Source organism: Paraburkholderia sp. 31.1 (assembly GCF_014397645.1).
Classification (GTDB): Bacteria; Pseudomonadota; Gammaproteobacteria; order Burkholderiales; family Burkholderiaceae; genus Paraburkholderia; species Paraburkholderia tuberum.
Map to the genome: position 1 here is coordinate 162,702 of NZ_VZQN01000007.1, position 26,115 is coordinate 188,816.

Here is a 26,115-nt window from a genome sequence, read left to right on the forward strand (position 1 = left end):
TGCTGACTACTTTCCGATCATGTTCAGCGCCGTGTCCCGCACCGCGCGCTTGAACCTGGTCTGATCTTCAGGAAGTGACGAGAAAGCCCGCAGCATATGGTGGTAAGCCACGGTATTGCTGATGGCGTTCATCAGCATGGAAAACATGACTTCGGGGTGGTGCGGTTTCAATTCCTTCGCCCTCGATGCATCTTCGAGCAAAGGCACGAACACGTCGTGATAGGGGCGCACCAGACGCCCGATGAGTATGTTGAAGCGCTCGCCTTCTTCGGTCGCGGCAGTCGAAAAAAACATACCAAGGTCGGGTTCGTCGAAAACCTGATCGATGAAAAGAACCACTGCGTGTTCGACACGCTCACGCGCACCTAGCGTGGCCGAGCGCAACCTGGCTGTGGCGTCGATCATTGGCGCAGCCTGATCCGCGATCTGCTCTACCACCGCAACCCATAGCGCTTCTTTCGACCCGAAATGATGCGCGATCAGCGCCGGGTCGACACCCGCGTCGCGCGCGATTTCCCGCACGCTGGTAGCGTCGAATCCACGCTTTGCGAAGGTGTGCCGGGCATGTCGCAGGAGGATGTCGGCACCGACGGAAGCGCTGTACGCGGGTCGTCCGCGGGTACGCTTTTTCTCGATCAGCCTGGCAGGTCCTGACTTTACGTCGTTCATTTGGGTGTGAGTTGTGGATCGTCAATTCAGCCGAAGTTTAACTGACGGCGCGTGAGAGGCTGAGGAGGGCCACGGTTTGACGGAGCTCGTGCTTTAGGCTACGATGTGATTTATTCATCACGCGTTGAATTGATTATGTCACAACCAAAACGGATTGTCATCGTTGGCGGCGGGATTGCGGGAATTTTGCTGGCTACCCGACTCGGCGACCTGTTAGGGCGCAGCGGCCGGGCCAGCGTCACGCTGATCGACAGCAGCCCGACGCACATATGGAAGCCGATGCTGCACACTATTGCAGCCGGCACGCGCGATGTTCAGCAGCAGCAGGTGATCTACCTCGCCCATGCCCGCGATCACGGCTTCACCTATCAGCCCGGCGCAATGCACGGGCTCGATCGAAGCCGGCGGCTGGTCCAGCTCGACGAGCTCAGGACGCCGGAAGGTGAAGTAGTGCTCGGTCCGCGAACGGTCGGGTACGACGTGCTTGTGCTGTCGCTGGGTAGCCGGGCGAACGATTTCGGCGTGCCGGGCGTGAAAGAGCACTGCCATTTCATCGACAGTCAAAAACAGGCCGAAGCGTTCAACGCCGCGTTGCGAGCGCGCGTATTTCGAAGCGTCGCGAAGGACGAACCACTGCGTGTGGCGATCGTCGGCGCGGGTGCAACGGGTGTTGAGCTGTCCGCTGAACTGAGCCGCTTGCTTGACGTTGCGTCGAGTTACGGAGACCCGACTGTGCGAGAGCGGCTGAGTCTGACGCTGCTCGAAAGCGGCCCGCGCGTGCTCGGGGCGTTTGCGCCGGAGATATCGGCATCGAGCCAGTCGCAGCTCGAGCATATCGGTTTTCGCGTGCTGACTTCGGCGCGTGTTACCGCGGCAGAGGCGAATGGTTTTCGCCACGGCGACGGCACGCTTGCCGAGGCCGATCTGATGGTCTGGGCAGCGGGCGTCAAGGCGCCGGATTTCATGAACAATCTCGACGGACTCGAAACGAACCGGTCCAACCAGATCGTCGTCGGAGCGAGTCTGCAGTCTTCGCGTGACGATCACGTGTTCGCGCTTGGCGATTGCGCAAGCCTGACACTTGCCGGTCACGAACGGCAACTTGCACCGACCGCGCAGGTCGCCACGCAGCAGGCCGAGCATCTCGCGCGTCACCTTCCGGGGTGGCTTGCCGGCAAGCCACTTGCCGATTTCCGTTTCCGCGATTTCGGTTCGCTCGTCTCGCTGAGCGACTACAACGCGTTCGGCACGCTTGGGCGCTTCGGACTCTTTCGTGGCGGTTTCGTGCGCGGACGTTTCGCTCAACTGAGTCACGCCATGCTCTACCGGCGCCATCAGCAGGCTCTCCATGGCTTTCGAAAGGCGACGCTGCTGTGGACAGCGGAACAGATCAACGGTCTCGTCCAACCGAAGATCCGCCTGACCTGAAAGTGGCGCCGAACCCTTTGCAGACCCTGTCGGTTTCCTGGTGCGATTCGTGCAGCGGTCGCTGTGATTACCAGCCCTGACGGGTGTTCATCGCGAAGGGGCCGGGGACGTGCGTGTTGAGCGGTCATCCGATTGAGGCGGGCGACGCCGTGTACTCTCCCAGAGCAGGCGATCCGCCGCCGCGAAACGCAGGCGCAATGATGGTCGCGGCTTCCGTTAATGTCCAACTGTGACCTTGCACGCGTTTATATTCTCGGGGACGCGATTTCGAATCGACATGCCTGAAGCAAGCGAGGCATCGGGGACGAGACAACGAGCCATGTGGCAATTAATACGTACGCCTATATGTGCGACATTGCCTATCACGAAGCGACATCGCTACACGCGGCGTTTCGCCGATGAGAAGCGGGCGCGCACAAGGATCGAACCAATTGTTGCGGCGAGGGGGACAGTGTTTTACGGCCAGCAAGGACACCGATGCATGGACCAAGGCGCTACTATTGCCCGTGCTCTGTACAACGATGCAAAGCACAGGGCCACTCGAAACCGACACGCTGTGATAAGGCAGAGGCGCGGTGTGCAGCGCAGCACCTCTGGTGCGCATGCGTGGGCTTTAAAGACGCGACGTCATTTGACGTCACTACTGGAGAGATAGTTGAAAATCGAACAAATCCGCAAAGATGCTTTTGCGATGCCCGTCCACAATCCTTCCTACCCCCGCCCGCCGTTTCGCTTCCTTAATCGCGAGTACTTCATCATTTCGTACGAGACCGACATGGACGCATTGCGCGCCGTGGTCCCGGAACCACTGACAGTCGCAAGCCCCCTCGTGCATTACGAATTCATTCGCATGCCAGACTCGTCGGGATTCGGCGATTACACGGAAAGCGGCCAGGTTATCTCGGTGAGAGATGAAACCGGAACGACAGGCAGCTACACGCATGCGATGTACCTCGACGACGAAGGCCCGATTGCCGGCGGTCGTGAGATTTGGGGTTTCCCCAAGAAGCTGGCGAGTCCGAAATTGCGTGTTGACGGCAACGACACGCTGCTTGGAACGCTCGACTATGGCACCCAGCGCATTGCCACGGGCACGATGGGCTACAAGTACGAGCCACTTGACCTCGAGGTCGAGCGCAAGAAGCTGGCAAACACGCCGAACTATCTACTGAAAGTCATTCCGGACGTCGACGGTTCAGCCCGCATCTGCGAGCTCGTGCGCTACTTCCTGCGGGATGTCACGGTGCTCGGCGCGTGGGGCGGTCCGGCCGCGCTTGAGCTGCACCCCCATGCCTTGGCTCCGGTGGCTGATTTGCCGGTGCGCAAAATCGTCGGCGCGCGGCACGTTATCGCCAATCTCACGCTCGACATCGGGGAGGTGGCTTTCGATTACCTCGCCGAGGCGCCGGCACTCAAGCTTGCCGCGAATCAGTAAGCACCCTCTGACATATTAAGGAAAAGGCATGTCCGTAAAAGACAAGGTCGCGCTCGTGACGGGCGCTGCAAGTGGTATCGGTGAACAGTGCGCACGCAAGCTCGCGGCGCTCGGCGCGTCGGTGGTAATCGCGGACCTGAACCTCAAGGCTGCCGAGAGCGTGGCCGAGAGCATCCGCAAGGAGGGTGGCAAAGCGCTGCCTGTATCAATGGACGTGACGAGCGAAGAAGCGGTCAACGCCGGCATCCAGCAGGCTGTCGACAGGCTTGGCAGCATCGATGTGCTGGTCTCGAACGCGGGCATCCAGATTGTCAACCCGATTGAAGATTATGCTTTCTCCGACTGGAAAAAAATGCTCGCAATCCATCTGGACGGCGCGTTCCTCACGACCAAAGCTGCTGTCGGGCACATGTACGCTGCGGGCAACGGTGGGTCGATTATCTATATGGGCTCGGTCCACTCGCACGAAGCGTCGAAGCTGAAGGCTGCCTACGTGACGGCCAAGCATGGACTGCTCGGTCTCGCACGCGTGGTAGCCAAGGAAGGTGGTTCGCGCGGTGTACGGGCCAATGTCGTGTGTCCGGGGTTCGTGCGCACGCCGCTTGTCGACAGGCAGATTCCGGAGCAGGCGATAGCGTTGGGCATTTCGGAAGCAGACGTCGTCAAGAACGTGATGTTGAAGGAAACGGTCGACGGCGAATTCACGACGGTGGAAGACGTCGCCAACACCGTGGCATTCCTCGCCGGCTTCGAATCGTCCGCATTGACGGGCCAGTCCATTATCGTCAGCCACGGCTGGTCGATGCACTAAGGAGCCGCCCAGTGCGTCAAGATCAAGAAACATCAGGCACACCTCGCAAGACTTTCAAGCTTCCGGCCTATGACGAGGTCGCTCTCGTGCTACAGGGTGGCGGCGCGCTGGGCTCCTATCAGGCCGGCGTCTACGAAGGCCTCGAGGAAGCTGGCATTCATCCGGACTGGATTTCCGGCATCTCCATCGGCGCGCTTAACACAGCCATCATCGCGGGCAACGCTCCGGGGAAGCGTACCGAGGCATTGCATGGATTCTGGAACACCATCTGCCAGCCGGCGGACATGCTTGGGAACCTTGGCGCGTGGCTACCCCGCGCCGCGGGCATGCACGACCTGTCGCGCAAGTGGTCGAGCTGCTGGGCGGCAGGCCGCGCACTCACCGAAGGGCAGCGAGGCTTTTTCTCGCCGCGCCTTCCGGTGCCCATCCCAGGGATGGGCAAGCGCTCGCCAGAAGAAGTGAGCTTTTACGATACCACCGCGCTTCGGGCGACCCTTCTGCAATTCGCCGATTTCGACAGAATCAACGACGGCGATATTCGCGTCTCCGTCGGCGCGGTCAACGTGCGCACGGGTAACCTGGTCTACTTCGACAACACGCAGATGCGCCTTTCGCCAGAGCACTTCATGGCCTCGGGTGCGCTCCCTCCGGGCTTTCCTGCCGTCGAGATTGATGGCGAATATTACTGGGACGGCGGTCTGGTGTCGAACACCCCGTTGACCGAGGTTGTAAGCGACCCGCAGCACAAGGACACCCTGGTCTTCCAGGTTGACCTCTGGAGTGCGAGCGGTGGCCTCCCGGGCGATATGCTGGATGTGTCCGAGCGCGCCAAGGACATCCAGTATTCCAGCCGGACCCGCGCTATCACCGCGATGCTCGGGTCGACCCAGCGTCATGCACAGCTCATCAAGGAGCTACTGAAGCATGTGCCGCCGGGCCTGGAGAAGCAGCATCCGCTCATCCGGGAGGCACGGGAAGTTGCCGATGGCAGTACGGTCAATGTTGTGCACCTCATATACAAGAACAAGGCGTATGAGGGGCACTATAAGGATTACGAATTCAGCATCGACACGATGAGCGAGCACTGGCAGACGGGCCTGGACGACATTCGCGCATCGTTTGAGCATCCGGACTGGTTTGCGATACCGGATCACGATTCGGGATTCGTGACGCACGACGTGCATCGTCCCGGGGGCGCGCCTCACGCGACGCGACTGGAGGGTGCTAGCAAGCCAGCGCATTACTCGCGCAGGCGCCATAAAGCGGGCGTCGCGCAACCACATCTCGAAGTGGCAGCGCCGAAGTCCGCCCCACTTGGGGAAACCACGAAGGAAGCTGTGCAGGATGCGACAGGCCGCTAGCCATCGTGGGGCCGGCCGGGTTCAGTTTGGCCGGTCCCTTTCCGCGCCAGCCAAAGGGGCGCTGCCGCAGGTGAGTTCGGCCGCGCGTCCAGTAGCGCAAGCGACTACCGAAGCCAGGCAGAAGCGCGGAGAGTCGGAACAGATGATTTCCCGCGCGAGCCAGCAGGTCGTCAGCAATGTGGCGGCGCATTGCTGACGGTGGCGGCATTGAGCAACCCGACGGCAGCTTCCTGCATCTGCGAACTCACACTCCCGACCCTGAAAAGACCTTCAACTTTCTCGTTAGCAGAGTGTCGCTGGACGCCCTTGGTGGAATTCATCGATCAAGCTCGGCGAGTCTTCCGCAAGACGATCATCGAATGACCAAGCTACTCGCTGACGAGAAACTTTCCGCAAGCCGGGCTCGAGCCGATGCGCTCATCCGGCACCCCCTGACCGGCCACCGGCTATCCAGTCCAGTCGCGCGTGCAAAGGTCCGACTCAAGCGAGCCGACGGGGTAGGCCGTACTGGATTCGAACCAGTGACCAACGGATTAAAAGTCCGCTGCTCTACCAGCTGAGCTAACGGCCCGTCTCGCCCGATGTCCACCGCGACCAGGGCACTTCTTGCCTGTTTGGCCTAGCCGATATCGATCGTGCGGCTAGTGGATCGCGCCGGCTCCGTTTTTGGCACGGTCAACGTGAGCACCCCATTGTCAAACTTTGCCAGGGCGTGATCGGGGTCGGCGTTTTCCGGCATCGGAATCGTGCGCATGAAGCTTCCATAGGCGCGCTCGAGCCGGTAGCAGCCGTCTTCCTCGCTGCGCACGTCCTGTTTCTTTTCGCCGCGCAACACGATCGCCCCGTCTTCGACGCTCACACTCAGGTCTTCGCGCTCCATCCCGGGCAGTTCGGCGGTCACGCGCAACACCTGCCCTTCGTCGACCACGTCGATGCGCGGCTGGAAGCGCGATGAACTGAAGTCGCCAAACCATCGTTCGAGGGCGCCGCGACCTGCAAACGGGTCATGGAAGAACTCTTCCAAAGCACGCCACGGTTCCCGTGTGAACAATCGCGGAATGTCAGGCCACGAGTCACGCCACTGTTCGCTCGCCGGGGGGCTTTCCGAGGTGTCCGCATCGGACTTGCGAGCCGCCCCGCGTAGGAACTTGAAGGGATTCCACTTTTTCGGGTCGGTGTTCATCGTATCCTCCTCTACAGTCTGGCCGAAGAACCGGATTCCTGTCATTGCGCTGAAGTCGCGACTCTGCCCTCGACATTCCGGACTGCATCTGCGGAACGCCGTCACGGCCGCCTCGCGATCCGCGGCGCGTCCTGAGCTCACGTACCGGCACCGCGCCGTATGCTGAGCGTGCGTCCGCGCCAGCATTCATGTATGACGTCCGCATCCAGGCCTCCGCAGTCAGTAGGTGGCGGCCAGACGACCGCCACCGGTTTTCTCCCTGTCGTTGCTGCCCACCTGCCGACTTCAGTCCGTCCGCACCTCGATCCGGCGCGGCCGGGCTTCGTCGCGGCGCGGTATCGTCAGTTTCAGCACGCCGTCCTTCAGGTTCGCATCGATTTTCGTTGCGTCGAAGTCAGCCCCAAGAGCGAACGCCCGCGCGAAATGCGGCTGGCGGATCTCCGCATGTTGCAGGCGCAGCCCCGCCGGCGTGGGCACCACCGCCTCGGCCTCGATGTACAGGTTGCCATCGTGTACCTTCACATCAAGGCGGTCCTTTGTAACGCCGGGCAGATCGGCCCACAGGGTGATGCCCTGGCTGTCCTCGAAGATGTCTACGGGCGGCGTTAGCGTGATCGGGCGTTGCGACTGCTCGTCTTCTTGACGGGCCACCGCCGTTTCGTCTTTCCTGGCAAGTTCTGTCGTGTCGTTCATGATGTCCTCCTCAGTTCTGCGACCGGTTTCATTGAACAGTGATGGCCCGCGGCTTCGACGTCTCCCGCTTGCCGATGCTCACGGTCAGGCACCCATTGGTGTACTGCGCCGTGACCTTGTCAGGGTCCGCATGCTGCGGCAGTTCAATGACGCGCCGGAAGGTGCCGACGAACCGCTCCTGCGCATAAGTACGCACGTCGTCGCCGGCCGCTTCCGGCTGTCCCGTCTGGCGCTCGCCGCTGATGGTCAGCAGCCCTTTGTCGATGGATACGTCGAGACGCGCCGGATCGATACCGGGCGCGAACGCAACGATCTCGATAGAGTCGTCGGTCGAACCGATGTTGACCTGCGGGAAGGCGCCCAGGCGCCCCGAGCGGATGCTGGACGGGAAACCGCCGAAGAGACTCGCCATCTGCCGTTGCAGACGGTCGAACTCGCTGAAAAGGTCGGTCCCGAAGTAGAGATCACTCATGATCGTTTCCTCCTTGGATGCAGCAGGGAAACGAACCGGCATACGCGCTCCAGTCCGTCTGCCATGCTGCGGCAAACAAATCGAAACACGCAGCGCGCCGCCATGCTGGCGCGGCTGCCCGAGCGATATTCAAGATAGGACTGAAAACAGAAATTTCAAGTGGGCCATGGCGACTTTTTGTTCTTGAATTTGGATTGCCGCACCCCTACGTTCACGACACCCGTGCAACACGATGCGAGGACACCATGGAATTCGAATACGATTGGCTCACTCTTGGGCGTCACCGTATCCGGTTGCGCTCAACAAAGGGGTTCCCGACTGAGACGATGCGCACGGCGGTCGAAGTCATCCGGCTGGCGATCGACAGCAACATGAGCGCCCGGGCGCGGCTGGTTGAAGTGGTGTTCCGGCAGGAGTCCGCTTACGAGATTGCGGTCGGCACCACGTTCGCCGATGACCGGCTATGCGCGCCCCAGCTGGAAGCGGCGATCGCGACGGTGCTGGGCCTGCAGCCCGCGCAGATCACTATTTTCGTGACCGTGGTCACCCAGGAAGAGGTCGATCTGCACTTTGGTGTCTACGAAAGGATGCTGGCTGAAAAGCTCGGCGTGGTGCCGCTGATCCAGTGACGTCGCGGCAGGCAAGGAGCGGGGGATCGGCAAGCGGCGAACTGCGCGCCTGCCGGTGCGGACGGCGGCGGCGCCTTTGCTGCAATGCAATGAGGAGTATCCGACCGGATTCGGCCGCCCTCGTTGCGGAGCATCCTGCAGCCGGACGCGGGAGGTCTCGAAGAGCGTGTCATATCCCTGATAGCGCATTCGAACGCAGATTGTTCGCCGCCTGGATTCGATCAATCGGCTTCCGGAACGGCGCGACACAACTGATAAGACGCCCGCATGCGTCAAACTTATGGCGAATGTCGACGATGTAGCCTACGTCGTCGAGGGTCCCCTTGTGGCCGGTCAGCCTCGCCGACTTCGTCCAGGATGTTCAGCGCGCCATCAACGAGGGGCTCGACGACGCGCCGCACTTTATCAATATCGTGATCGGCGCCAATGCGTTCCAGGGCGCGTTGCCCTCCACGCCCCGGCTGTTGCAGATGATGATCGATCATCTGCCCGCAACGCCGTCTTCAACGTCAGCGGCTATCGGCGCCGCGCAGTTGCCTGCCGCGATGAACTCGCTGTTGCTGGGAGAGGACGTGCGCGTCGGACTCGAAGACAACTTCTACTAACAGACAAGGTCAGTTGGCCACTAATGTTCACCTGGTCGAGCGGCTTGTTCGCCTGGTCCGCGAGATGGGTTACGAGCCGGCCACGCCGGCTGAAGCACGGAAGATCATTGGGCTGCGGCCGTTGCGCGAAACAATCCACGCTGCCTGCCAGGAGGGCTAACCGATGACAACGCGAGCCGTCAACGTCGCCGTCGTCGGCACTGATGTCATTGGCGCGGGTTGGGGGCACACTTCCTGGCTCATGGTTTCGCCGTCACGGCGACCGATCCCAGCCAGGGGGCCGCGTCGCGCCTGCGCAACTGGATCGACGATAGTTGGCCTGTAGTGGAGAGGCGCGGGCTTGCAGACGGCGCCTCGCAGGACAAGTTGACGTTCACGCCTGACGTGGGCTCGGCGGTAGCCGGGAGGAACGATGCTTGCTGCTCCCGCGGCGGATCAACCGAAGGAGCGTGATAGGGCCAAAGGGCACAAACCGGGCGAGAAGGTTCAGACGCGTGGCATCTACAAGGTGGTGAGAAGGCGACGCCGGCTCCGGCTTCGAAGTGACATGCGTCGAAGGCGGGCATTTTCACCCGCAGCGGCAACGGTGCGCACTACGAGTTGGTTCACGGCGCGGCGCAGGGAAGGAGACGTACTATGAGAAATCGGCCTGGAACACAGTCAATACTTCCCGCTCTGGTGATTTTGCTCACCGGCTGTGTCGCTGGTGGCATGCCGTATACCGGGCCGCACCTCACTCCGACAGAGTGCCGCGACCTGGCCGCGCTCAAGACAAACGCGCCCCCTACGATGGCGCAGCACCAAAGCGAACTCGCTGCCTTGAGGAAAGCGGGCTACGACCCGTCACCGTGGTTTGATGATCCGTATTACCCGGATGATCTACAAGCGGCACAGCGCCTGGTCGACTATTGGTTCCAAACGGAGTGCCAGCACCTTCAACCCGGCTGAGATAGAGAGATCGAGGGCTGACCCGGATGTCACCGCGCGGCCAGAAGCGGCCGATCGATCAAGTGCGGTAATGGCCATTCGACTGTCGGCTCCAGTCAGCTTTGCGCCGTCTGGTTCGAATCCCCGGGGCTTTCCTGGTAGGAAAGTATGCGTCGGCGATCTGATTCAACACGTTGCCTTCTCGACATCGTTGCTCGACCGGTTTGTCAGGATGGCGCTCGTAATAATGTGAAAGAGATGATCCCCGCGTGGCGCGAATCCGGGTTGGCCGTCGAGCCAGCCGAGCGCCGACATCAGGGCGAACAGGTCGACCCCATCCATATCGGCGCGCGCCGTTCCCTCGGCCTGAGCACGGCGCAGTAGTCGCGCGCCCGCTGAACGCAGCGCTGTGCTCGAAGCGTGAAGCGCGGAGTCAGGGTCCGCGTGCGCGGTCGCGAACAAGGCGCAAATGCCGCTATAGCTACGAACGAATGCAACCCCTTCGCGAAACCAGGACACCAGCGCTTCGTCAGGCGGATTCGACGTTTCTAGTTTGGCTGCCTGCTGTATCAGTTCGTCCACGTTCATACGCAGCAACGCTTCGAACAAGGCTTCTCGTGTCGGGAAATGGCGAAACAGTGTGGCCAACCCGACGTCGGCCCGGCGGGCGATATCTCGCATGGACGCATCGGCGCCATGCTCGGTGACGACGTCACGCGCGACCGCAAGTAGATGGCTGTAATTTTTTCTGGCGTCGGCTCGCATAAATCGCCTTGACAATCGGATCGGTGATCCGTATAAAATGAAGCTGTATCTGGATCAGTGATCCACAAGATACAGCACATTTGTGCAGATGGGAACCGAGACGCTGTCCGACACCACGAAAGGAGATGTCATGGGAAAGCTTGAGGGTAAGGTTGCAGTCATCACGGGGGGATCGAGCGGCATGGCGCTGGCGAGCGCCAAGCGGTTCGTCGAAGAAGGCGCCTATGTTTTCATCACGGGCCGCAGGCAGGAGGTGCTCGACGAAGCCGTCAAGCAGATTGGCCGGAACGTGACCGGCGTGCGCAGCGACGCGGCCAATCTCGACGACCTCGACCGCCTGTTCGATACAGTCAGGCGTGAAAAGGGCAAGATCGACATCCTGTTCGCGAGCGCTGGCATGGGCGAAGCCGTTCCACTGGGCGAGATTACCGAGCAGGACTTCGATGCGACCTTCGGCCTGAATACGCGCGGCACGCTGTTTACGGTTCAGAAGGCGTTGCCGTTGTTCAATGATGGCGGATCGATCTTCATGACCGGGTCAGTTGCTTCGGTGAAAGGTTTTCCTGGTTACGGCGTGTATGCGGCGAGCAAGGCGGCGTTGCGCTCATTCGCACGCACTTGGCTCAACGAACTGAAGGGCAGGAATATCCGGGTGAACGTGCTGAGCCCGGGGCCGATCGCCACACCGATGCAGGACCAGGTTCTCACCGAGGAGGCGAAGCGGATGTTCGAATCCCTGATCCCGCGGGGAAAGATGGGTCGTCCTGAGGAAATTGCGACGGTCGCGCTGTTTCTTGCTTCAGATGATTCGAGCTTCGTGAATGGGGTGGAATTGTCTGTCGACGGCGGCTTCTCGGCTATCTGAAATCGCGCCGAAAAGCTGGATTGGTTTCGGTGATTGTCCAGCGGCTATTGTCACGTCTGCTCGCGCTGTTGTCGCTGCAAACGGCGTTGAAGGCGCTCGGCTCCGCGTGTCTGCTGTGGCTCGCGTGGCGCATCGCGCGCAGCGGGCCGCCTAACGCGGGCAACGCTCCCGCGCGCCCGGTTGCCAATAATCACCATGGATCCGTGGTTGATCAAAACGTCACCTGAATGGAGAGTTCGCATGAGCTATTCGATTATTGGTTTTGGCGCGGTAGGCCAGGCACTCGCTCGAGCGTTTGCAAGAAAGAACATCGACGTAACGGTCGCCAGTCGGCGCCCTCCCGAGACGTTGATGCAGCAGGCACGAGCGATCGGCCCTACCGTCGTCCCCAGGACGCTGCAGGATGCAATCGCGTCCGACACGATCTTCCTGGCGGTTCCTTTCTGGGAGCACCGCGAGGTCGCGAAGCAGATCAAGAGTTGGAAGGGCAAGACGGTCATCGACGCGACAAATGCTTATGGCGTTCCCGTCGAAGAGCTACAAGGTCTGCCGTCCTCCGCAGTTGTCGCTAAGGCGTTTCCCGGGTCCAGGTTCGTCAAGGGTTTTAACCATCTGCCCGCCGCCGTTCTGGCCGCTGATCCGAGTGTGAATGGCGGCAGCCGCGTCGTGTTTTTGTCGAGTGATGACGAAAGTGCGGTGGCACCGGTCGCGGCTCTGGCTGAACAACTCGGTTTCGCGCCGATTGCGCTAGGACCGCTCAAGGATGGCGGTTCGCTCGTCCAGGCCAGGGGGAATACCTGGGCTCAACTGATCTTCAAGGATCTCGTCAAGTTCAAATAGCGGCGCGTCACGGCAAAGTCACGTCCGCCCAGCATTTCCGAGCGAGTCCAGCTACCGAACTCGAGCCTTCGGTAGGCGCGCCGGTGCATCCCTTGAGGCGGTATTTCCGGGTTCAATTCGAACGGAAGATAACGAACATCTAATTCGGGAAGATCGTCAAGGGCCTTGCCGGCCTCCAGATTTCGATGTCCGATCCAGCACCATGGACAAATGAAGTCGTAGGCGATCGTGATTTTTGCGCGTTCCATGGCATGCCCCGTGGGCAAGTTGCGATGCTCACCAAGCAAAACAACACGAGCTCCCAGCTGAATATACTCAGCGCGCGAGCTCGTGTTGCGCGTGTCGCAATGGCCCATTCGGCGATCAGGCTCGTGGCGATCCCGGCAGCGTGAGCAGCGTTGCCGGGATCGCGCCATTTGTCAACCTTGTTCAGGCTCTGATTACGGCTGGCCCGATGGATGAAGGGGCTCGTTGTTCAGGTGCTCAAGGCTAACGGCTTGCCGAGAAAGTTAACATCGCCTTCGAGAGATTTTTGAGCTGCCCGCTCTAGGCGGGATGCGCTCACGGTGGCCGGACCCTGTTAGCCCGCCTCGCAGCCGCGCCCCGCGCGCGTGCTAATCTTGCTCCCTTCGCGGACGTCCCGCGTCAGAGCAGACACCATGACGGAAGCCTTCGATCCGGACGGCATCGAGCAAGCGGTCTTCGTGGTCGGCGAACGCCATGCGACGCTGGACGAGCCGTGGCGCGCGTATCGGCGTGCGCGTCTGATTCATGTCAGCGAAGGCGTGCTGACCGTGCGCACGGCATCCGGCCGTTGGGTCGTGCCGCCCGCCCGCGCGCTGTGGATCGCCGCGAATACGCTGCACTGCCTGCACGCGACGCGGCCGGTGCAGTCGTATTCGCTCTACGTCGCAACCGATGCCGCAATGGACGCCACCGACGACTCCGCCGCCGCCGACTCCGCCACCGCCGACGCCGCCGACGCGCCGCTGCCCGCGCAGACCGGCGCGCTGATCCCCGACACCCTGGTGCAGGCGCTGCTCGCCGCCGCGGCCGATCTGCCGCACGATCACACGCCCGATGAACCCGCCCGCCGTCTGCTGCAGGTGCTGCTGGATCGCGTCGCCGGCTTGCCCGCCGCGCCGCTTGGCTTGAACTGGCCGGGCGATCCGCGCGCACGGCGCATCGCCGAGGCGCTCAGCGCGAATCCCGCGCAATCGCTGGTGCTGGAGGAACTCGCCGCGGCCGCGGGCGTGACCGCGCGCACGGCCGCGCGTTTGTTCGCGAAGGAAACGGGGCAGACCTTCGGTCAATGGCGCCAGCAGTTGCGTCTGCTGGCCGCGCTCGAACATCTGGGTGCCGGTGAGAGCGTCACGCAGGTGGCGCTCGAAGTCGGCTATAACGACGTGTCGTCGTTTATCGCGGTATTTCGCGATGCGTTCGGCGACACGCCGGCGCGCTATTTCCGCTGACGCCGCTTCGTGGCCACCGCGCGAGCGTCGCCGTCGCGCGAAACGAATCTGCCTCAATGGGCGCCGGCCGCATCCGGTCCACCTCCGCCCTTGGCCGGCCGCGTGATCCAGATCAGCGGAATGATCAGCACGAAGATGATCGCCGACACAAAGAAGACGTCGTTCAGGCCCATCATCGCGGCCTGCGTGTTCACGGTGAAATCGAACAGCGCATTCGCCGATTGTGGATTCAGATGCAGCACCGACTGCGTGTTGTCGATCTGCTGCGTGAACAGCGGGTTGTCGACCGACGCCTGCTCGGTGAGCCGCACATGATGCAGTATCGTGCGGTTGTTCCACGCGGTACCCGCGATCGACGTGCCCACCGCGCCGCAGAACACCCGCACGAAATTCGACAGCCCCGCCGCCGCCGGAATCCGGCTCTGCGGCTGGCCGGACAGGATGATCGCCGTTAGCGGCACGAAGAACAGCGCCATCGGAATGCCTTGCAGCAGCGTCGGCAGCACGAGGTGCCACGTGTCGATCTCGATCACGTACTTCGAGCGCATATAGAACACGATCGCGAAGCCGACGAACGCGACCGTCGAGATCACGCGCGCGTCCGAGTGCGGCAGCACGCGGCCGAGTATCGGCGCAAGAATGATCGCGAAGATGCCGAGCGGTGCGGTGACGAGGCCGGCGTCGATCGAACGGTAGTTCAGGTACTCCTGCATCCATTGCGGCAGCAGCACGAGATTGCCGAAAAATACCCCGTAGGCGATCGAAATCGCGATCGTGCCGCCGAGAAAATTGCGCTGCTGAAAGAGCCGCAGATCGACGATCGGGTGCTCCTCGGTCAGCTCCCATACGAGGAAAAACGCAAAGCTGATCAGCGCGACGAGGCCGAGAATCGCGATCACCGGCGACGAGAACCAGTCGAGATCCTTGCCCTTGTCGAGCATGATCTGCAGCGACGCGACCCACGTGATCAGCAGGCCGAGGCCGACCACGTCGATCGGCGGCTTGCGCGTCGGCGATTCGCGGGTGCGGTAGATCATCCACGTGACGCCGGCCGCGAACAGGCCGACCGGGATGTTGATGTAGAAGATCCACGACCAGCTGTAACTGTCGGTGATCCAGCCGCCTAGCGCCGGGCCCGCGATCGGGCCGACGGTGGCGGTCATCGCCCACAGCGCGAGCGCGGTCGACGACTTCTCCTTCGGATACGAGCCGAGCAGGATCGCCTGCGACAACGGAATCAGCGGCCCGGCCACCGCGCCCTGGAATACCCGCGCCAGCAGCAGGATCGGCAGCGTCGGCGCGATGCCGCACAGCCATGACGCGAGCGTGAAGGACAGGATCGCGCCGACGAACAGCTTCACCTGGCCGATGCGCTGCGTGAGCCAGCCGGTCAGCGGAATCGCCACCGCGTTGGAGGCCGCGAACACGGTGATCACCCACGTGCCTTCGTCGACCGAGACGCCGAGGTTGCCGGAAATGGTCGGAATCGCGACGTTCGCGATCGAGGTGTCGAGCACGTTCATGAACGTGGCGAGCGCGACGGCGATCGTCGCGAGAACCAGCCGGCCGCCTTCGAGAGGCGCGGGCGGCGACGGTGGCGCGGGTGGCTGAGGCGGCGGCGACGCGGAATCAGGCGCGGCGTTGGGCTGGCTCAAAAGGCGTTCTCCGGAGGTTTTGCGGCGGACGGCGCGAACGGCGTGAGGACGGACGGCGAGGGCGCGCGATTCGCAATGCATGGTCGGCGCAGGATGCCGTGGAGCGTGCACCGCGTCGGCGGGTCCGTCGATGCGCAAAAGCATACCCGCAATCGCCGGCCGGCGCCGGCCACGGCAGCAGCCGATGCGGCGCCCGACGGCGCGAACGCGGCACGCGGCGTATGCTCGCGGCTGAGGTTGCGTCAGCAAAGGCCGAAACGTACACCCAATCCCACGGAAAAAAGGACCCCACCATGAGCTGGCAACAATTCGAACACGGCTGGCGGCGCTCGCCGCAAAACACGCCCGCGACGAGCCTCGTCGTGCTGATGCACGGCGTCGGCAGCAACGCGCGCGATCTGATGCCGCTCGCCGACATCTGGAGCGAGGACCTGCCCGGCACGGCGTTCGTGTCGCTCGACGGCACCGATCCGTTCGACGGCGGCTTCGGCGGCCGCCAGTGGTTCAGCCTGCGCGACGTCGGCGCGGCGAACCGCGAGGCGCGCGTCGCCGCCGCCTATCCGGCGCTGCGCCGCGTGCTCGACGCCGAGCTCGCGCATTGGCAGCTGTCTTTCGATCGGCTTGCGCTGGTCGGCTTCTCGCAAGGTTCGATCATGGCGCTGCATCACGTCGCGTCGAGCGTTGAGGGCGCGGCGGGCGTCGTCGCGTATTCGGGGCGGCTCGCCTCGCCGATCGTGTCGTCGAACCGCGCGACGCCGCTCACGCTCGTCCACGGCGAGAACGACGAGGTGATCCCGGTGCGCGAACTCGAATCCGCGGCCGACGCTTTCAACTCCGCCGGCTATGCGGTCGACGCCTACGTGCTGCCCGGCGTCGGCCACACGATCACCGCCGACGGCGTCGCGCTCGGCCGTGATGCGCTGGAACGCGCGCTGGGCGAGCTGTCGCGCGATTGACACAAATCCACTAGAAAGTGGCCCTAAAGATTCTGACGGGCTTGCCGTCATACGGGCAATAGCTTGAAAATCACCCCCGCCGCGCGGGAAGCGCAACGCCCAGCGGGGCGTGTCGTGCGGCTTCGGGGTACCGGGGGCGCATTTCCAGACCGCCTTGGACGGCGCATAACGACACATCAGAGCCTGCATATGGCCAGACCGACGCCGCATTACCCGCTCTTTGAGCGACTGTTCCGCCACGCCGTGGCGGTGGATCTCGGCACGGCCAACACCCTTATCTATACCGACGACGGCGGCATCGTGCTGAACCAGCCGTCCGTCGTGTGCTTCGAGACGCAGCCCGCGAGCGGGTCGAAGCGGATCGCCGCGATCGGCGCCGAGGCGCGCCAGCTGCTCGGCCGCGTGCCGCGCAATCTCGAAGCGGTGCGGCCGATGCGCCACGGCGTCATCGCCAATTTCTCCGCCGCCGAACACATGATCAAGCAATTCGTCGACATGGCGCGGCCGCGTTCGCTCTTCAGCCGGCGCGCGGCATTCACGCTGTGCGTGCCGGCCTCCGCGACCCACGTCGAGCGCCGCGCGATCCGCGAAGCGGCCGAGGCGGCTGGCGCGTGGAAAGTCAGCCTGATCGGCGAATCGCTCGCGTCGGCGCTCGGCGCGGGCCTGCCGGTGGGCGACCCGACCGGCTCGATGGTGGTCGACATCGGCGGCGGCACCACCGAGGTCGGCGTGATCGCGCTGGGCGGCACCGCATATAGTGGCTCGGTGCGCGTCGGCGGCGACAATTTCGACGCGGCGATCATCGGCTACGTGCGCAATCTGTATGGCGTGCTGCTCGGCGAGCAGACCGCCGAGCACGTCAAGAGAGCCATCGGCTCGGCCGTGCACGACGTGCCGCTCGAGCAGATGAACGCAACCGGCCGCAGCGTCGACGATGGGCTACCGCGCACGGTGCAGTTGAGCAACCGCGATATTTCGGAGGCGATCGAAGGGCCGCTGAGCCAGGTGGTCGGCGCGGTGAAGCGCGGGCTCGAATTGGCTCCCGCCGAACTCGTGACGGACATCGCGCACAAGGGCATCGTGCTGACCGGTGGCGGCGCGCTGCTGCGCAATCTGGGGCGGCGTTTGAGCCGGGAAATCGGCCTCGACGTGCACGTCGCCGACGAACCGCTGACCTGCGCGGTGCGCGGCGCGGGCGCGGCGGCCGCGGCGGGGTGGGTGGACGAAGCCGGGGGCGCGTGAGCGGTGGATAAGGGCTTCACTACAGCTCGGCAAAAACCCGGCATTCGGTGGCAAGGTAACCGGGCTGCTGCACACCCTTGGCAAGGCGGGCTGCAAATGGACGCTCCGCTTTACCGGCCCTGTGACGGGCAAGCGACGCGATGCGGGCCCGGCGTGTCTCCCGAGGTCTCTATTGCGGACGCACGTGAAGGCGCTTGCGATGGGCCGTTCGATCGACGCTGGCAAACACTCAATTAACGAACGCGACCGCGAACAGGAAGCGGCCAGCGTTGCCGCCGCAGCGCTCCCGTTTCAGAATGCCGCGCACGCGCTTCCCAGTGAACTGAGACCCTCCGACGCGGACAAATATTGACACTTCGTTGACCGAAGCGGAATCCAAAAATCATCCATCGCCCATTCCATACCCCTGTGGATGCCTGCTAGCGTAGCAGCCCTAACAACTACAGAGGACACCGGAATGTCGTATCAACAGGATTCGGACGGCGTGCGGGTGGTGCTCAGTGCGCCGCAACTGGCGGCAGTGCTCTCCCGCCAGTCGATCAGCCCCACGGAGATGCTTTCCAACCGGCTATGGGGCGGTTTGCAGGTGGTCGGCGGGGTGCTGGAAATGGTCGGGGCGGCGGCTCTGTGTGTGCTGCCGGAACCGACGATGGCCAGCAAGGCCGCGTGTGTCGTGTTCGGCGTGCATGGCTCAGATACGGCGTCGGCCGGTCTACGCCAAATCTGGACAGGCCGGGATACGGCCACGCTGATACAGCAAGGTACGACGAAACTGGCCGAGGCGATGAAGGCCAGTCCTGACTTGGCGAACAACATCGGCCTGTCAGTTGATATGGTCGTGCCGTTCGGCTTTGCCGGTTCGATCAGGGCGGTACGCGCCGCCAGCGTTACGATGGGCCGGATCAATCTGATTGAGCATGAGGCGCAAGCTGGCAGCCGGATTGGTGGGCATACAATCGCAAAGCATGTGGGACGAACCGAGGCGCAATTGCGCGCCAGGCTGGCTGCTGAAAGTCGCATTGACATCGCATCCTCATTTACGAATTTGCGCGCCGCTGAAAGTGCAGTTTCAAAGGTTATGCAATTCAACTCTGCGAGGGTGAAGGCATGGGCGGCGGCAAATGACATACGTCTATGTCTGATTCATGACGTAGGGTCCCCTGCAGGGTATGGAATGACTCGATCAACAGGGAAACTCGTGCCGTTGAGCAAGGTTAAAATGTTTATAAAGCGCGAACCCCACAATGGCATGCCGTACTACATTCTCACAGCGTATCTTGAGCTTTGATGCCAAAATTTTTGACCGGCAGGAGAAGTTAATGAAAGTAATTGTGAGCCACCATATCGACTGCAGTGACCGCGATGAAAATGGAATGTATGAATATTATTACGAGTACGATATCTATGAATTTGTCGAGGGAAATGTCAGTTATATAGTCAGGGCCTATATGGACGAACCAGGCGACGCACACTTCTTAAAGATGAAAGGAGACGGCGACCAGGATTGGCGAATAATGATGGAGCCAGACAAAGATGAGCCTCTGTTTAAAGAGGTCGTCGAACATCTAAAAAATATCGGGAAACCCAATATACGGTGCTTTATGGGGCGCACCGGTTATGTTGATCTTTAGGAAACGGCCTGACTGATGAAGTTCTCTCCAGGCGAGTAATATCCTTGTCGCCACGCGTCAGTGGTTTGATGAAGACGCCTGCCCGACGCGTCGCTGACGCTTATGTGACAATACGCATCGCGTCCCGTTTTCAGGGACACCGGTACGCTCATTTCCCAATGCCTGTAGCCGGCTCCGCGCGCATTCGCGCGCCGATGCCGCGCTGCCCGTAGCTCACCCGTGAATCAATCCGTTTCCGCTTCGTCGCTGTCGTCATCGCCATCCTTCATCGGACTACGCAGCGGCTTGCGCATGCCTTACGTCGAGGCCGGCGAGGGCGACTTGCTGCTGTTCGTGCACGGTTCGTTGTGCGACTACCGCTACTGGCAGCCGCAACTGGCCGGCCTGTCGAAGCGCTATCGCTGCGTCGCGGTCAGTCTCACGCATTACTGGCCAGTGACCGATAGCGCGCGGGCGGACCTGCCGTTCAGCTGGAGCAGCCACGCCGATGAAGTGGCGGAGTTCATCGCGCGTTTCGGCGCGGGGCCCGCGCATGTGATCGGGCATTCGCGCGGCGGCTGCGTCGCCTATCATTTCGCGCGACGCCATCCCGAACACGTGCGCACGCTGACGCTCGCCGATCCGGGCGGCCCGCTGCAGATCGCCGGACGTCCACCCGCGAGCGTGCCGGAGACGGTCAACGCATTGCGTGCGAAAGCGGCTCGGTTGATCGAAAGCGGCGAGGTCGAAGCAGGCTTGCAACTGTTCGTCGATTCGGTGAGCCGCCCCGGCTTCTGGGCGATGAGCACCCCGGGTTTTCGCCGCATGGCGACGGACAACGCGCACACGCTCGCGCGGCAATTCCGCGATCCGCTGCCCGCCTACGTGCCCGAGGACGCGGCCGATCTGCGCTGCCCGGTCCTGCTGATCGACGGCGAGAAGAGTCCCGACATGTTCCACCGCACGGTGACGGCGTTGCAGGGATGGTTGCCCGATGCGCGCCGCGAAACGGTACGCGGTGCGTCGCATGGCATGAACCTCGCGCATCCGTCCGCGTTCAATCGTTACGTGGATGATTTCATTCAGGCGATGAGCGCGCGCTGAGCAAGTGAAGCGAAGATCAAGGGCGATCGTCCGGCGCGCGCCGCCGCCGATCGCCCGTTACTGCATCAGGGCTTGCGATGCGCGTCCTTGTCGAGCGCGCGTTCGGCCGCCTCGCCGACGAGCCCGTGATAGTACAGATGCACGCCGATCGCGAGCGAGTCGTTGCGGATTTCGTGGAACACCCTCCACGCCTTCACCGGGTCCTTGAACAATAGATAGTGCGCTTCCTGCGCGATCAGATCCGCGACTTCATGCAGGCCGTGTCCATGCAGCACGTCGACGAGCGTGTCGAGACTGCGATGCGTGCGCGCGTCGGTGCGCGGATAGAGCATGTGCAGCACCGCGACGTCCTGCGTCTTCAGCGCCGCCGACAACGCGACGACGATATCCTGATGATTCAGCGCGGTGACCGTGTGGTCTTCGGTATGGACGTGATCCGGAAACAGCGTTTCGAGAGAGACATTCATTTGTATTCGTCCTGCTTTTCTGTGTGATCAAAAAAACCCGCTTCGAATCGCGGGCCGCAAGCATCAATGCACGGATTGAGTATCGCAGATTGATCCACGCCGACGCAGTGTGCTGGCGGCAAAACATTGTTGCGGCTGGTGTTCCGACTTTCGTGCAACTTTCAACGGCATCGCGATGCACCCGCCGCGTGCCGACAACGAATGTTGCGCCCAAGGAGATGGACTGTTGCGATCAATCGACGCAATCAACGACACGCCGACCCGTAGAATGCGCAGCGGAGCCTGAGCATGCCCGTCTTCGGGAGCGCCGATGTCGCGCCTCGCCGTACGACTGCGATGCATGCCGGCGCGAGTGCGGTATCAAGCAAAAGGAAGACGTACATGAACTCGAAGTCACACGCAACGCTGAGCTTTTCCGACAGCGACCAGACCATCGATCTGCCGATCTATCAGGGCTCGCTGGGCCCCGACGTCATCGACATCCGCAAGCTGTACGGCCAGACCGGCAAATTCACGTACGATCCCGGCTTCATGTCGACGGCGGCGTGCAACTCCGAGATCACATATATCGACGGCGACAAGGGCGAACTGCTCTACCGCGGCTACCCGATCGACAACCTCGCGCAGAACGCCGACTTCCTCGAAACCTGCCACCTGCTGCTGAAGGGCGAACTGCCGAACGCCCAGCAGAAAGCCGAGTTCGAGAACACCGTCACGCAGCACACGATGGTGCACGAGCAGATGCACTTCTTTTTCCGCGGCTTCCGTCGCGACGCGCACCCGATGGCGATTCTGGTTGCGGCGGTCGGCGCGCTGTCCGCGTTCTATCACGACTCGCTCGACATCACGAACCAGCAGCATCGCGACGTATCGGCGATCCGCATGATCGCGAAGCTGCCCACGCTGGTCGCGATGGCGTACAAGTACAGCGTCGGTCAACCGTTCGTGTATCCGAAGAACGACCTGTCGTACAGCGCGAACTTCATGCGCATGATGTTCTCGAATCCGGCCGAGGAGTACGAGGTCAACGACGTGCTGGTGCGCGCGCTCGACCGCATTCTGATCCTGCACGCTGACCACGAGCAGAACGCGTCGACGTCGACCGTGCGGCTCGCCGGTTCGTCGGGGGCGAATCCGTTCGCGTGTATCGCGGCCGGTATCGCGTGTCTGTGGGGCCCGGCGCACGGCGGCGCGAACGAAGCCGCGCTGAACATGCTGGAAGAGATCGGCTCGGTCGACAACATTCCCGACTTCATCGCGAAGGTGAAGGATAAGAACTCGGGCGTGAAGCTGATGGGCTTCGGCCACCGCGTGTACAAGAACTACGACCCGCGCGCGAAGCTGATGCGCGAAACCTGCCACGAAGTGCTCGAAGAGCTGGGCCTGCACGACGACCCGCTGTTCAAACTCGCGATGGCGCTGGAAAAGATCGCGCTCGAAGACGAATATTTCGTGTCGCGCAAGCTGTACCCGAACGTCGACTTCTACTCGGGCATCGTGCAGCGCGCGCTGGGCATTCCGACGTCGATGTTCACCTGTATCTTCGCGATGGCACGCACGGTCGGCTGGATCGCGCAGTGGAACGAAATGATCGCCGATCCCGAGCAGAAGATCGGCCGTCCGCGTCAGCTGTTCATCGGCGAGACGCTGCGCGAGGCGAAGCCGGTCGCGAAGCGGTAACAGGCCGGATAGACGCCCGACAACGCGTTCAACGACGGTCGCCAACCCACGGCTCACGAGGCCGTGGGTTTTTTTACGTTCCGCGCATCCTGCCGCCTGCACGTCCCGTGCCACCGAAAACGCCGTCAAAAAACGGCCCAAAAAGCCGAAACTCCGAGGCGATAAGCTCGTCTCACGCGGAAAGAGCCTCTACAATCGGATGGGCCGGCCCACCGGGGGGCCGGCCAACTGGGGGTCCGGGTGACGGGCCAACCGGGCAATCCGGCGGCCGATCCGAGGCGAGACCCGAAGTGCAACCAAACGCAGCAGCGAATCCATAGGAGCGACCTTGATACAGCAGCCAGAAGCCCTCGGCGGGCTGACCCACTCCGGCGGCGTCGATCATCGCGAGCCCGAGCAGGACGGCGTTTTCATCCCGACGGAAAACCTTAACGTCGCGAGCGTTACGCAGCACGTGCTCAAGTCGGGCGACACCTTCATCGTCAACGATCCGCTGGGCGATATCACCGGCCACGACGATGGCCTGTTCGTCAACGATACGCGCGTGATGTCGCAACTGCGCCTGACCTTCGGCGGCCGCGCGCCGTCGCTGCTGTCGGGCAGCGTCAGCAGCGACAACACCAGTTTCACCGCGCATCTGACCAACCGCCCGCTGCCGCCGCTCGGCGGCGACAGCACGCCCGAAGGCGTGATCCACGTCGAGCGTGTGCGTGTGCTGTCGGGCACCGTGCTCAACGAGGCGATCGAGCTCACGAACTACGGCACGCACGATGCGACCGTGCCGCTGTCGATTTCGTTTTCCAGCGATTTCCGGGATATGTTCGAAGTGCGCGGCCTGAAGCGCGACAAACAGGGTCGCGTGCAGCCCGCGCGCATCGAGAATCAGGAGGTGCTGCTCGGCTACATCGGTCTCGACGACGTGGCGCGCAACGTGCGGATCGCGTTCTCGCCGCAGCCGGACAAGCTGTTCGCCGACCGCGCCGACTACACCGTCAAGCTGCCCGCGCAGGCATGCGTGTCGATCTATCTGTCGATAGCGGTGCATGTCGTGCCGATGACCGGCAAGCCCGGCGCCGACGTGTCGCAGCCGATGCATGCGTTGAGCGAAGCGCATCTCTCGCAGATCGATGCTGAGCGCCCGCGCGTCGGCCGCACGGCGGTACGCGCGGCAATGGTGGATGCGCACCTGGTGATGCGCGAGCGACGCAACGCGAGCGCGCGCGTGCGTTCGAGCAATCCGCTGTTCAACGCGTGGATCGACCGCTCGTTCGCCGACCTCGGCCTGCTGACGACGGATCTCGCGACCGGCCCGTACCCGTACGCGGGCATCCCATGGTTTTCGACCCCGTTCGGCCGCGACGCGGTGATCACGTCGCTGCAGACGCTGTGGCTGCAACCGCATCTCGCAGCCGGCGTGCTGCGCTTTCTCGCCGAGCATCAGGCGCGCGAGAACTCGCCGTTTCGCGACGCCGCGCCGGGCAAGATCATGCACGAGATGCGCAAGGGCGAAATGGCCGCGGCCGGCGAAGTGCCGTTCGCGCTGTACTACGGCGGTGTCGACACCACGCCGCTGTTCATCGTGCTGGCCGGGGCCTACGCGGCCCGCACCGGCGACGTCGGCTTGATCGACGAACTATGGCCGGCGCTCGAACGCGCGGCGCAGTGGGTCGCGGGCGTATGCGACAAAAACCGGCACGGGCTGCTCGATTACCAGCGCGAATCGGATGGCGGCCTCGCGAACCAGGGCTGGAAAGACAGTCACGATTCGGTGTTCCATGCGGACGGGCGCTTCCCTGACGGCCCGATCGCGCTCGTCGAAGTGCAGGCCTATGCGAGCGCCGCGTTCGACACGATGGCTCACTACGCGAAGCTGCGCGGCCTGCGCGACGCGGCCGCGCAATACGCGGAGCGCGCGAAGAAGATCCGCCGCTGCGTCGAAGAAAAGTACTGGATGGACGAGGTCGGCTTTTACGGCATCGCGCTCGACGGTCATGGCGAGTTGTGTCGCGTGATGGCATCGAACGCGGGGCATCTGCTGGCGTTCGGCCTGCCCACGCGCGAGCGCGGCGAGGCGGTGGTGCGGGCGCTCGACTCGACGCTGTTCCACACCGGCTGGGGCGTGCGCACACTGGCCGCGAGCCAGGCGCGCTTCAATCCGATGGCATATCACAACGGCTCGGTCTGGCCGCACGACAACGCGCTGTGCGCGCGCGGGCTGTCACGCTATGGCGGCAAGGCGTCGGCCGTGAAGCTGCTGCAGGCGCTGTTCCAGGCCGCGGTCAATTTCGACATGCGCTTGCCCGAGCTGTTTTGCGGCTTCCCGCGACGCCGCGGCGAGCCGCCCACGGCCTATCCGGTCGCGTGTTTGCCGCAGGCATGGGCGGCGGGCTCGCCGTTCATGATGCTCGAGGCGTGTCTGGGCATCACGATCGACGCCGAGCGCCGCGAAGTGCTGATCGAACAGCCGATGCTGCCCGAAGGTATCGACTGGCTCGAGGTCAGCGATCTGCGGGTCGGGGATGCGTCGGTGTCGATCACGTTCCGCCGGATCGGCGAGAAGGTGGTGGCGTCGGCGGAGCAGGGCGATGTGAGGGTGGTGGCGCTGCTTTGACGCCGACCACGGTAGCGGGCATCGATGTTGGCGGCGACCGGAAGAGAAACCATCTGATCGTCCTGCGCGGCACCGAGATCGTGAGCCATCTCGGCAACGCGACCCCCGAACAGATGCTCGAACGGTGTCGCGCACTCGAGGTGGCGGCGGTCGGCATCGATGCGCCGTGTCGTTGGCGAACAGGCGCCGCGGGACGACTAGCCGAGAAGGCGCTCGCGCGGCAGCGAATCTTTTCGTTTGCGACACCGGCTCGCGAAACGGCGATCGCCTGCAAAAGCGGCTTCTACGGATGGATGTTCAACGGCGAGCGCGTCTACGACGCATTCGTCGCGCACTTTCCGCTTTTCAGCGGCGGCGAAAAAATCAATGGCCGCGTGTGCTTCGAGACATTCCCCCACGCGATCACGTGCGCTTTCCTCGGGACGGACGTCGCATCCGCGAAGCAAAAGGGTCCGCAGCGCCGGGCAATCCTCGAACGGGAAGGTATCGCAACAGCGTCGCTGACTTCGATCGACGACGTCGACGCGGCGCTATGCGCGTTGGCGGCACGTTATCTGCTGGAAGGCAGAGTCGATACATACGGTGACGAGCCAGGCGGATTCATCGTGGTGCCTGGACTTTGACACTCACATTCT

Annotated in this window: 31 protein-coding genes and 1 tRNA gene; 22 read left to right on the forward strand and 10 right to left on the reverse strand. The window is 62.8% G+C overall.

The features are described from left to right. Positions 1-6: 6 nt before the first annotated feature. Positions 7-669, reverse strand: a complete 663-nt coding sequence (locus F6X37_RS07005; protein ID WP_187610783.1) for a TetR/AcrR family transcriptional regulator — start codon at positions 667-669, stop codon at positions 7-9. A 135-nt stretch (positions 670-804) separates the two neighbouring features. Between F6X37_RS07005 and F6X37_RS07010 the strand changes: the two genes are divergently transcribed. The 5 genes from F6X37_RS07010 (at position 805) to F6X37_RS07030 (ending at position 5,704) form a co-directional block, all read left to right on the forward strand. Then, positions 805-2,097: an NAD(P)/FAD-dependent oxidoreductase gene (locus F6X37_RS07010; RefSeq protein WP_090809654.1), complete on the forward strand. Its 1,293-nt coding sequence runs from the start codon at positions 805-807 to the stop codon at positions 2,095-2,097. A gap of 83 nt (positions 2,098-2,180) precedes the next feature. Beyond that, on the forward strand, positions 2,181-2,330 hold the full coding sequence (locus tag F6X37_RS37895) for a DUF3331 domain-containing protein (RefSeq protein WP_090809656.1): 150 nt from the start codon (positions 2,181-2,183) through the stop codon (positions 2,328-2,330). Between the two features lie 422 nt (positions 2,331-2,752). Beyond that, on the forward strand, positions 2,753-3,532 hold the full coding sequence (locus tag F6X37_RS07020; RefSeq protein ID WP_187610784.1) for an acetoacetate decarboxylase: 780 nt from the start codon (positions 2,753-2,755) through the stop codon (positions 3,530-3,532). 28 nt (positions 3,533-3,560) lie between these two features. Then, positions 3,561-4,343: a 3-hydroxybutyrate dehydrogenase gene (locus F6X37_RS07025; protein WP_187610785.1), complete on the forward strand. Its 783-nt coding sequence runs from the start codon at positions 3,561-3,563 to the stop codon at positions 4,341-4,343. Between the two features lie 11 nt (positions 4,344-4,354). After that, positions 4,355-5,704 carry a DUF3734 domain-containing protein gene (locus F6X37_RS07030; protein ID WP_187610786.1) on the forward strand — a complete coding sequence of 450 codons (1,350 nt, stop codon included), beginning with the start codon at positions 4,355-4,357 and terminating at the stop codon, positions 5,702-5,704. A gap of 170 nt (positions 5,705-5,874) precedes the next feature. Here F6X37_RS07030 and F6X37_RS07035 read toward each other — a convergent pair whose 3' ends face one another. From F6X37_RS07035 to F6X37_RS07055, 5 genes are all read right to left on the reverse strand, one after another. Then, entirely contained in the window at positions 5,875-6,024 is a 150-nt protein-coding gene (locus F6X37_RS07035; protein ID WP_187610787.1) for a hypothetical protein, read from the reverse strand. A gap of 178 nt (positions 6,025-6,202) precedes the next feature. Further along, positions 6,203-6,275: transfer RNA gene (locus tag F6X37_RS07040), tRNA-Lys, on the reverse strand. Between the two features lie 48 nt (positions 6,276-6,323). After that, the gene (locus tag F6X37_RS07045; protein ID WP_187610788.1) at positions 6,324-6,887 is read right to left on the reverse strand and encodes an Hsp20/alpha crystallin family protein; all 564 of its coding nucleotides are present in this window, start codon (positions 6,885-6,887) and stop codon (positions 6,324-6,326) included. Positions 6,888-7,172: 285 nt separating this feature from the next. Next, positions 7,173-7,580 (reverse strand): Hsp20/alpha crystallin family protein, encoded by a 408-nt coding sequence (locus tag F6X37_RS07050; RefSeq protein ID WP_184059859.1) that lies wholly within the window; start codon positions 7,578-7,580, stop codon positions 7,173-7,175. A 28-nt stretch (positions 7,581-7,608) separates the two neighbouring features. Beyond that, entirely contained in the window at positions 7,609-8,052 is a 444-nt protein-coding gene (locus tag F6X37_RS07055) for an Hsp20/alpha crystallin family protein (protein WP_187610814.1), read from the reverse strand. Positions 8,053-8,297: 245 nt separating this feature from the next. Between F6X37_RS07055 and F6X37_RS07060 the strand changes: the two genes are divergently transcribed. The 4 genes from F6X37_RS07060 (at position 8,298) to F6X37_RS07070 (ending at position 10,234) form a co-directional block, all read left to right on the forward strand. Next, the gene (locus F6X37_RS07060) at positions 8,298-8,681 is read left to right on the forward strand and encodes a hypothetical protein (protein WP_090809669.1); all 384 of its coding nucleotides are present in this window, start codon (positions 8,298-8,300) and stop codon (positions 8,679-8,681) included. A gap of 323 nt (positions 8,682-9,004) precedes the next feature. Then, positions 9,005-9,286, forward strand: coding sequence for a 3-keto-5-aminohexanoate cleavage protein (locus F6X37_RS37900; RefSeq protein ID WP_410451208.1), 282 nt, complete (start codon positions 9,005-9,007; stop codon positions 9,284-9,286). 13 nt (positions 9,287-9,299) lie between these two features. Continuing rightward, complete coding sequence (locus tag F6X37_RS37905; protein ID WP_410451209.1) at positions 9,300-9,446, forward strand: 3-keto-5-aminohexanoate cleavage protein; 147 nt, start codon at positions 9,300-9,302, stop codon at positions 9,444-9,446. A 476-nt stretch (positions 9,447-9,922) separates the two neighbouring features. Next, entirely contained in the window at positions 9,923-10,234 is a 312-nt protein-coding gene (locus F6X37_RS07070; protein ID WP_184059863.1) for a DUF4148 domain-containing protein, read from the forward strand. A 165-nt stretch (positions 10,235-10,399) separates the two neighbouring features. On the opposite strand, the gene F6X37_RS07075 is transcribed toward F6X37_RS07070, so the two are convergent. Beyond that, positions 10,400-10,978, reverse strand: coding sequence for a TetR/AcrR family transcriptional regulator (locus F6X37_RS07075; protein ID WP_090809671.1), 579 nt, complete (start codon positions 10,976-10,978; stop codon positions 10,400-10,402). A 130-nt stretch (positions 10,979-11,108) separates the two neighbouring features. Between F6X37_RS07075 and F6X37_RS07080 the strand changes: the two genes are divergently transcribed. From F6X37_RS07080 to F6X37_RS07090, 3 genes are read left to right on the forward strand one after another with little or no spacing between them, the layout of a single operon-like run. Further along, the gene (locus F6X37_RS07080; RefSeq protein ID WP_090810503.1) at positions 11,109-11,843 is read left to right on the forward strand and encodes an SDR family NAD(P)-dependent oxidoreductase; all 735 of its coding nucleotides are present in this window, start codon (positions 11,109-11,111) and stop codon (positions 11,841-11,843) included. A 29-nt stretch (positions 11,844-11,872) separates the two neighbouring features. After that, positions 11,873-12,070, forward strand: a complete 198-nt coding sequence (locus F6X37_RS37910; RefSeq protein ID WP_410451210.1) for a hypothetical protein — start codon at positions 11,873-11,875, stop codon at positions 12,068-12,070. Between the two features lie 13 nt (positions 12,071-12,083). Continuing rightward, entirely contained in the window at positions 12,084-12,683 is a 600-nt protein-coding gene (locus tag F6X37_RS07090) for an NADPH-dependent F420 reductase (protein ID WP_090809673.1), read from the forward strand. On the opposite strand, the gene F6X37_RS07095 is transcribed toward F6X37_RS07090, so the two are convergent. Then, positions 12,647-12,931 carry a DsbA family protein gene (locus F6X37_RS07095; protein WP_187610789.1) on the reverse strand — a complete coding sequence of 95 codons (285 nt, stop codon included), beginning with the start codon at positions 12,929-12,931 and terminating at the stop codon, positions 12,647-12,649. The genes F6X37_RS07090 and F6X37_RS07095 overlap by 37 nt on opposite strands. Before the next feature lie 411 nt (positions 12,932-13,342). Here F6X37_RS07095 and F6X37_RS07100 point away from each other — a divergent pair, with 411 nt between their 5' ends. Next, positions 13,343-14,155 carry an AraC family transcriptional regulator gene (locus tag F6X37_RS07100; protein ID WP_187610790.1) on the forward strand — a complete coding sequence of 271 codons (813 nt, stop codon included), beginning with the start codon at positions 13,343-13,345 and terminating at the stop codon, positions 14,153-14,155. 53 nt (positions 14,156-14,208) lie between these two features. Here F6X37_RS07100 and F6X37_RS07105 read toward each other — a convergent pair whose 3' ends face one another. Next, positions 14,209-15,810, reverse strand: a complete 1,602-nt coding sequence (locus F6X37_RS07105) for a DHA2 family efflux MFS transporter permease subunit (RefSeq protein WP_187610791.1) — start codon at positions 15,808-15,810, stop codon at positions 14,209-14,211. 293 nt (positions 15,811-16,103) lie between these two features. Here F6X37_RS07105 and F6X37_RS07110 point away from each other — a divergent pair, with 293 nt between their 5' ends. The 6 genes from F6X37_RS07110 to F6X37_RS07135 all read left to right on the forward strand — a co-directional run bounded on the left by F6X37_RS07110 (position 16,104) and on the right by F6X37_RS07135 (position 20,722). Beyond that, positions 16,104-16,766: an alpha/beta hydrolase gene (locus tag F6X37_RS07110; protein ID WP_187610792.1), complete on the forward strand. Its 663-nt coding sequence runs from the start codon at positions 16,104-16,106 to the stop codon at positions 16,764-16,766. Between the two features lie 189 nt (positions 16,767-16,955). Then, complete coding sequence (locus F6X37_RS07115; RefSeq protein WP_187610793.1) at positions 16,956-18,008, forward strand: rod shape-determining protein; 1,053 nt, start codon at positions 16,956-16,958, stop codon at positions 18,006-18,008. Between the two features lie 199 nt (positions 18,009-18,207). Continuing rightward, the gene (locus tag F6X37_RS07120; RefSeq protein WP_184059881.1) at positions 18,208-18,360 is read left to right on the forward strand and encodes a hypothetical protein; all 153 of its coding nucleotides are present in this window, start codon (positions 18,208-18,210) and stop codon (positions 18,358-18,360) included. A 105-nt stretch (positions 18,361-18,465) separates the two neighbouring features. Continuing rightward, positions 18,466-19,296, forward strand: coding sequence for an RNase A-like domain-containing protein (locus F6X37_RS07125; protein WP_187610794.1), 831 nt, complete (start codon positions 18,466-18,468; stop codon positions 19,294-19,296). A 31-nt stretch (positions 19,297-19,327) separates the two neighbouring features. Beyond that, positions 19,328-19,639: a hypothetical protein gene (locus F6X37_RS07130; RefSeq protein ID WP_184031263.1), complete on the forward strand. Its 312-nt coding sequence runs from the start codon at positions 19,328-19,330 to the stop codon at positions 19,637-19,639. A gap of 219 nt (positions 19,640-19,858) precedes the next feature. Then, complete coding sequence (locus F6X37_RS07135) at positions 19,859-20,722, forward strand: alpha/beta fold hydrolase (protein WP_187610795.1); 864 nt, start codon at positions 19,859-19,861, stop codon at positions 20,720-20,722. 65 nt (positions 20,723-20,787) lie between these two features. Here the strand turns inward: F6X37_RS07135 and F6X37_RS07140 are convergent, their stop codons facing one another. After that, on the reverse strand, positions 20,788-21,189 hold the full coding sequence (locus F6X37_RS07140; protein WP_187610796.1) for a hypothetical protein: 402 nt from the start codon (positions 21,187-21,189) through the stop codon (positions 20,788-20,790). Between the two features lie 381 nt (positions 21,190-21,570). Between F6X37_RS07140 and gltA the strand changes: the two genes are divergently transcribed. The 3 genes from gltA to F6X37_RS07155 all read left to right on the forward strand — a co-directional run bounded on the left by gltA (position 21,571) and on the right by F6X37_RS07155 (position 26,103). Then, positions 21,571-22,869, forward strand: coding sequence for a citrate synthase (gene gltA, locus F6X37_RS07145; RefSeq protein ID WP_090809684.1), 1,299 nt, complete (start codon positions 21,571-21,573; stop codon positions 22,867-22,869). Positions 22,870-23,200: 331 nt separating this feature from the next. After that, positions 23,201-25,480, forward strand: a complete 2,280-nt coding sequence (locus tag F6X37_RS07150) for a glycogen debranching N-terminal domain-containing protein (RefSeq protein WP_187610815.1) — start codon at positions 23,201-23,203, stop codon at positions 25,478-25,480. Then, positions 25,477-26,103, forward strand: a complete 627-nt coding sequence (locus tag F6X37_RS07155) for a DUF429 domain-containing protein (protein ID WP_187610797.1) — start codon at positions 25,477-25,479, stop codon at positions 26,101-26,103. Before F6X37_RS07150 ends, F6X37_RS07155 begins: the two co-directional genes overlap by 4 nt. The last annotated feature ends 12 nt before the right edge of the window (positions 26,104-26,115 follow it).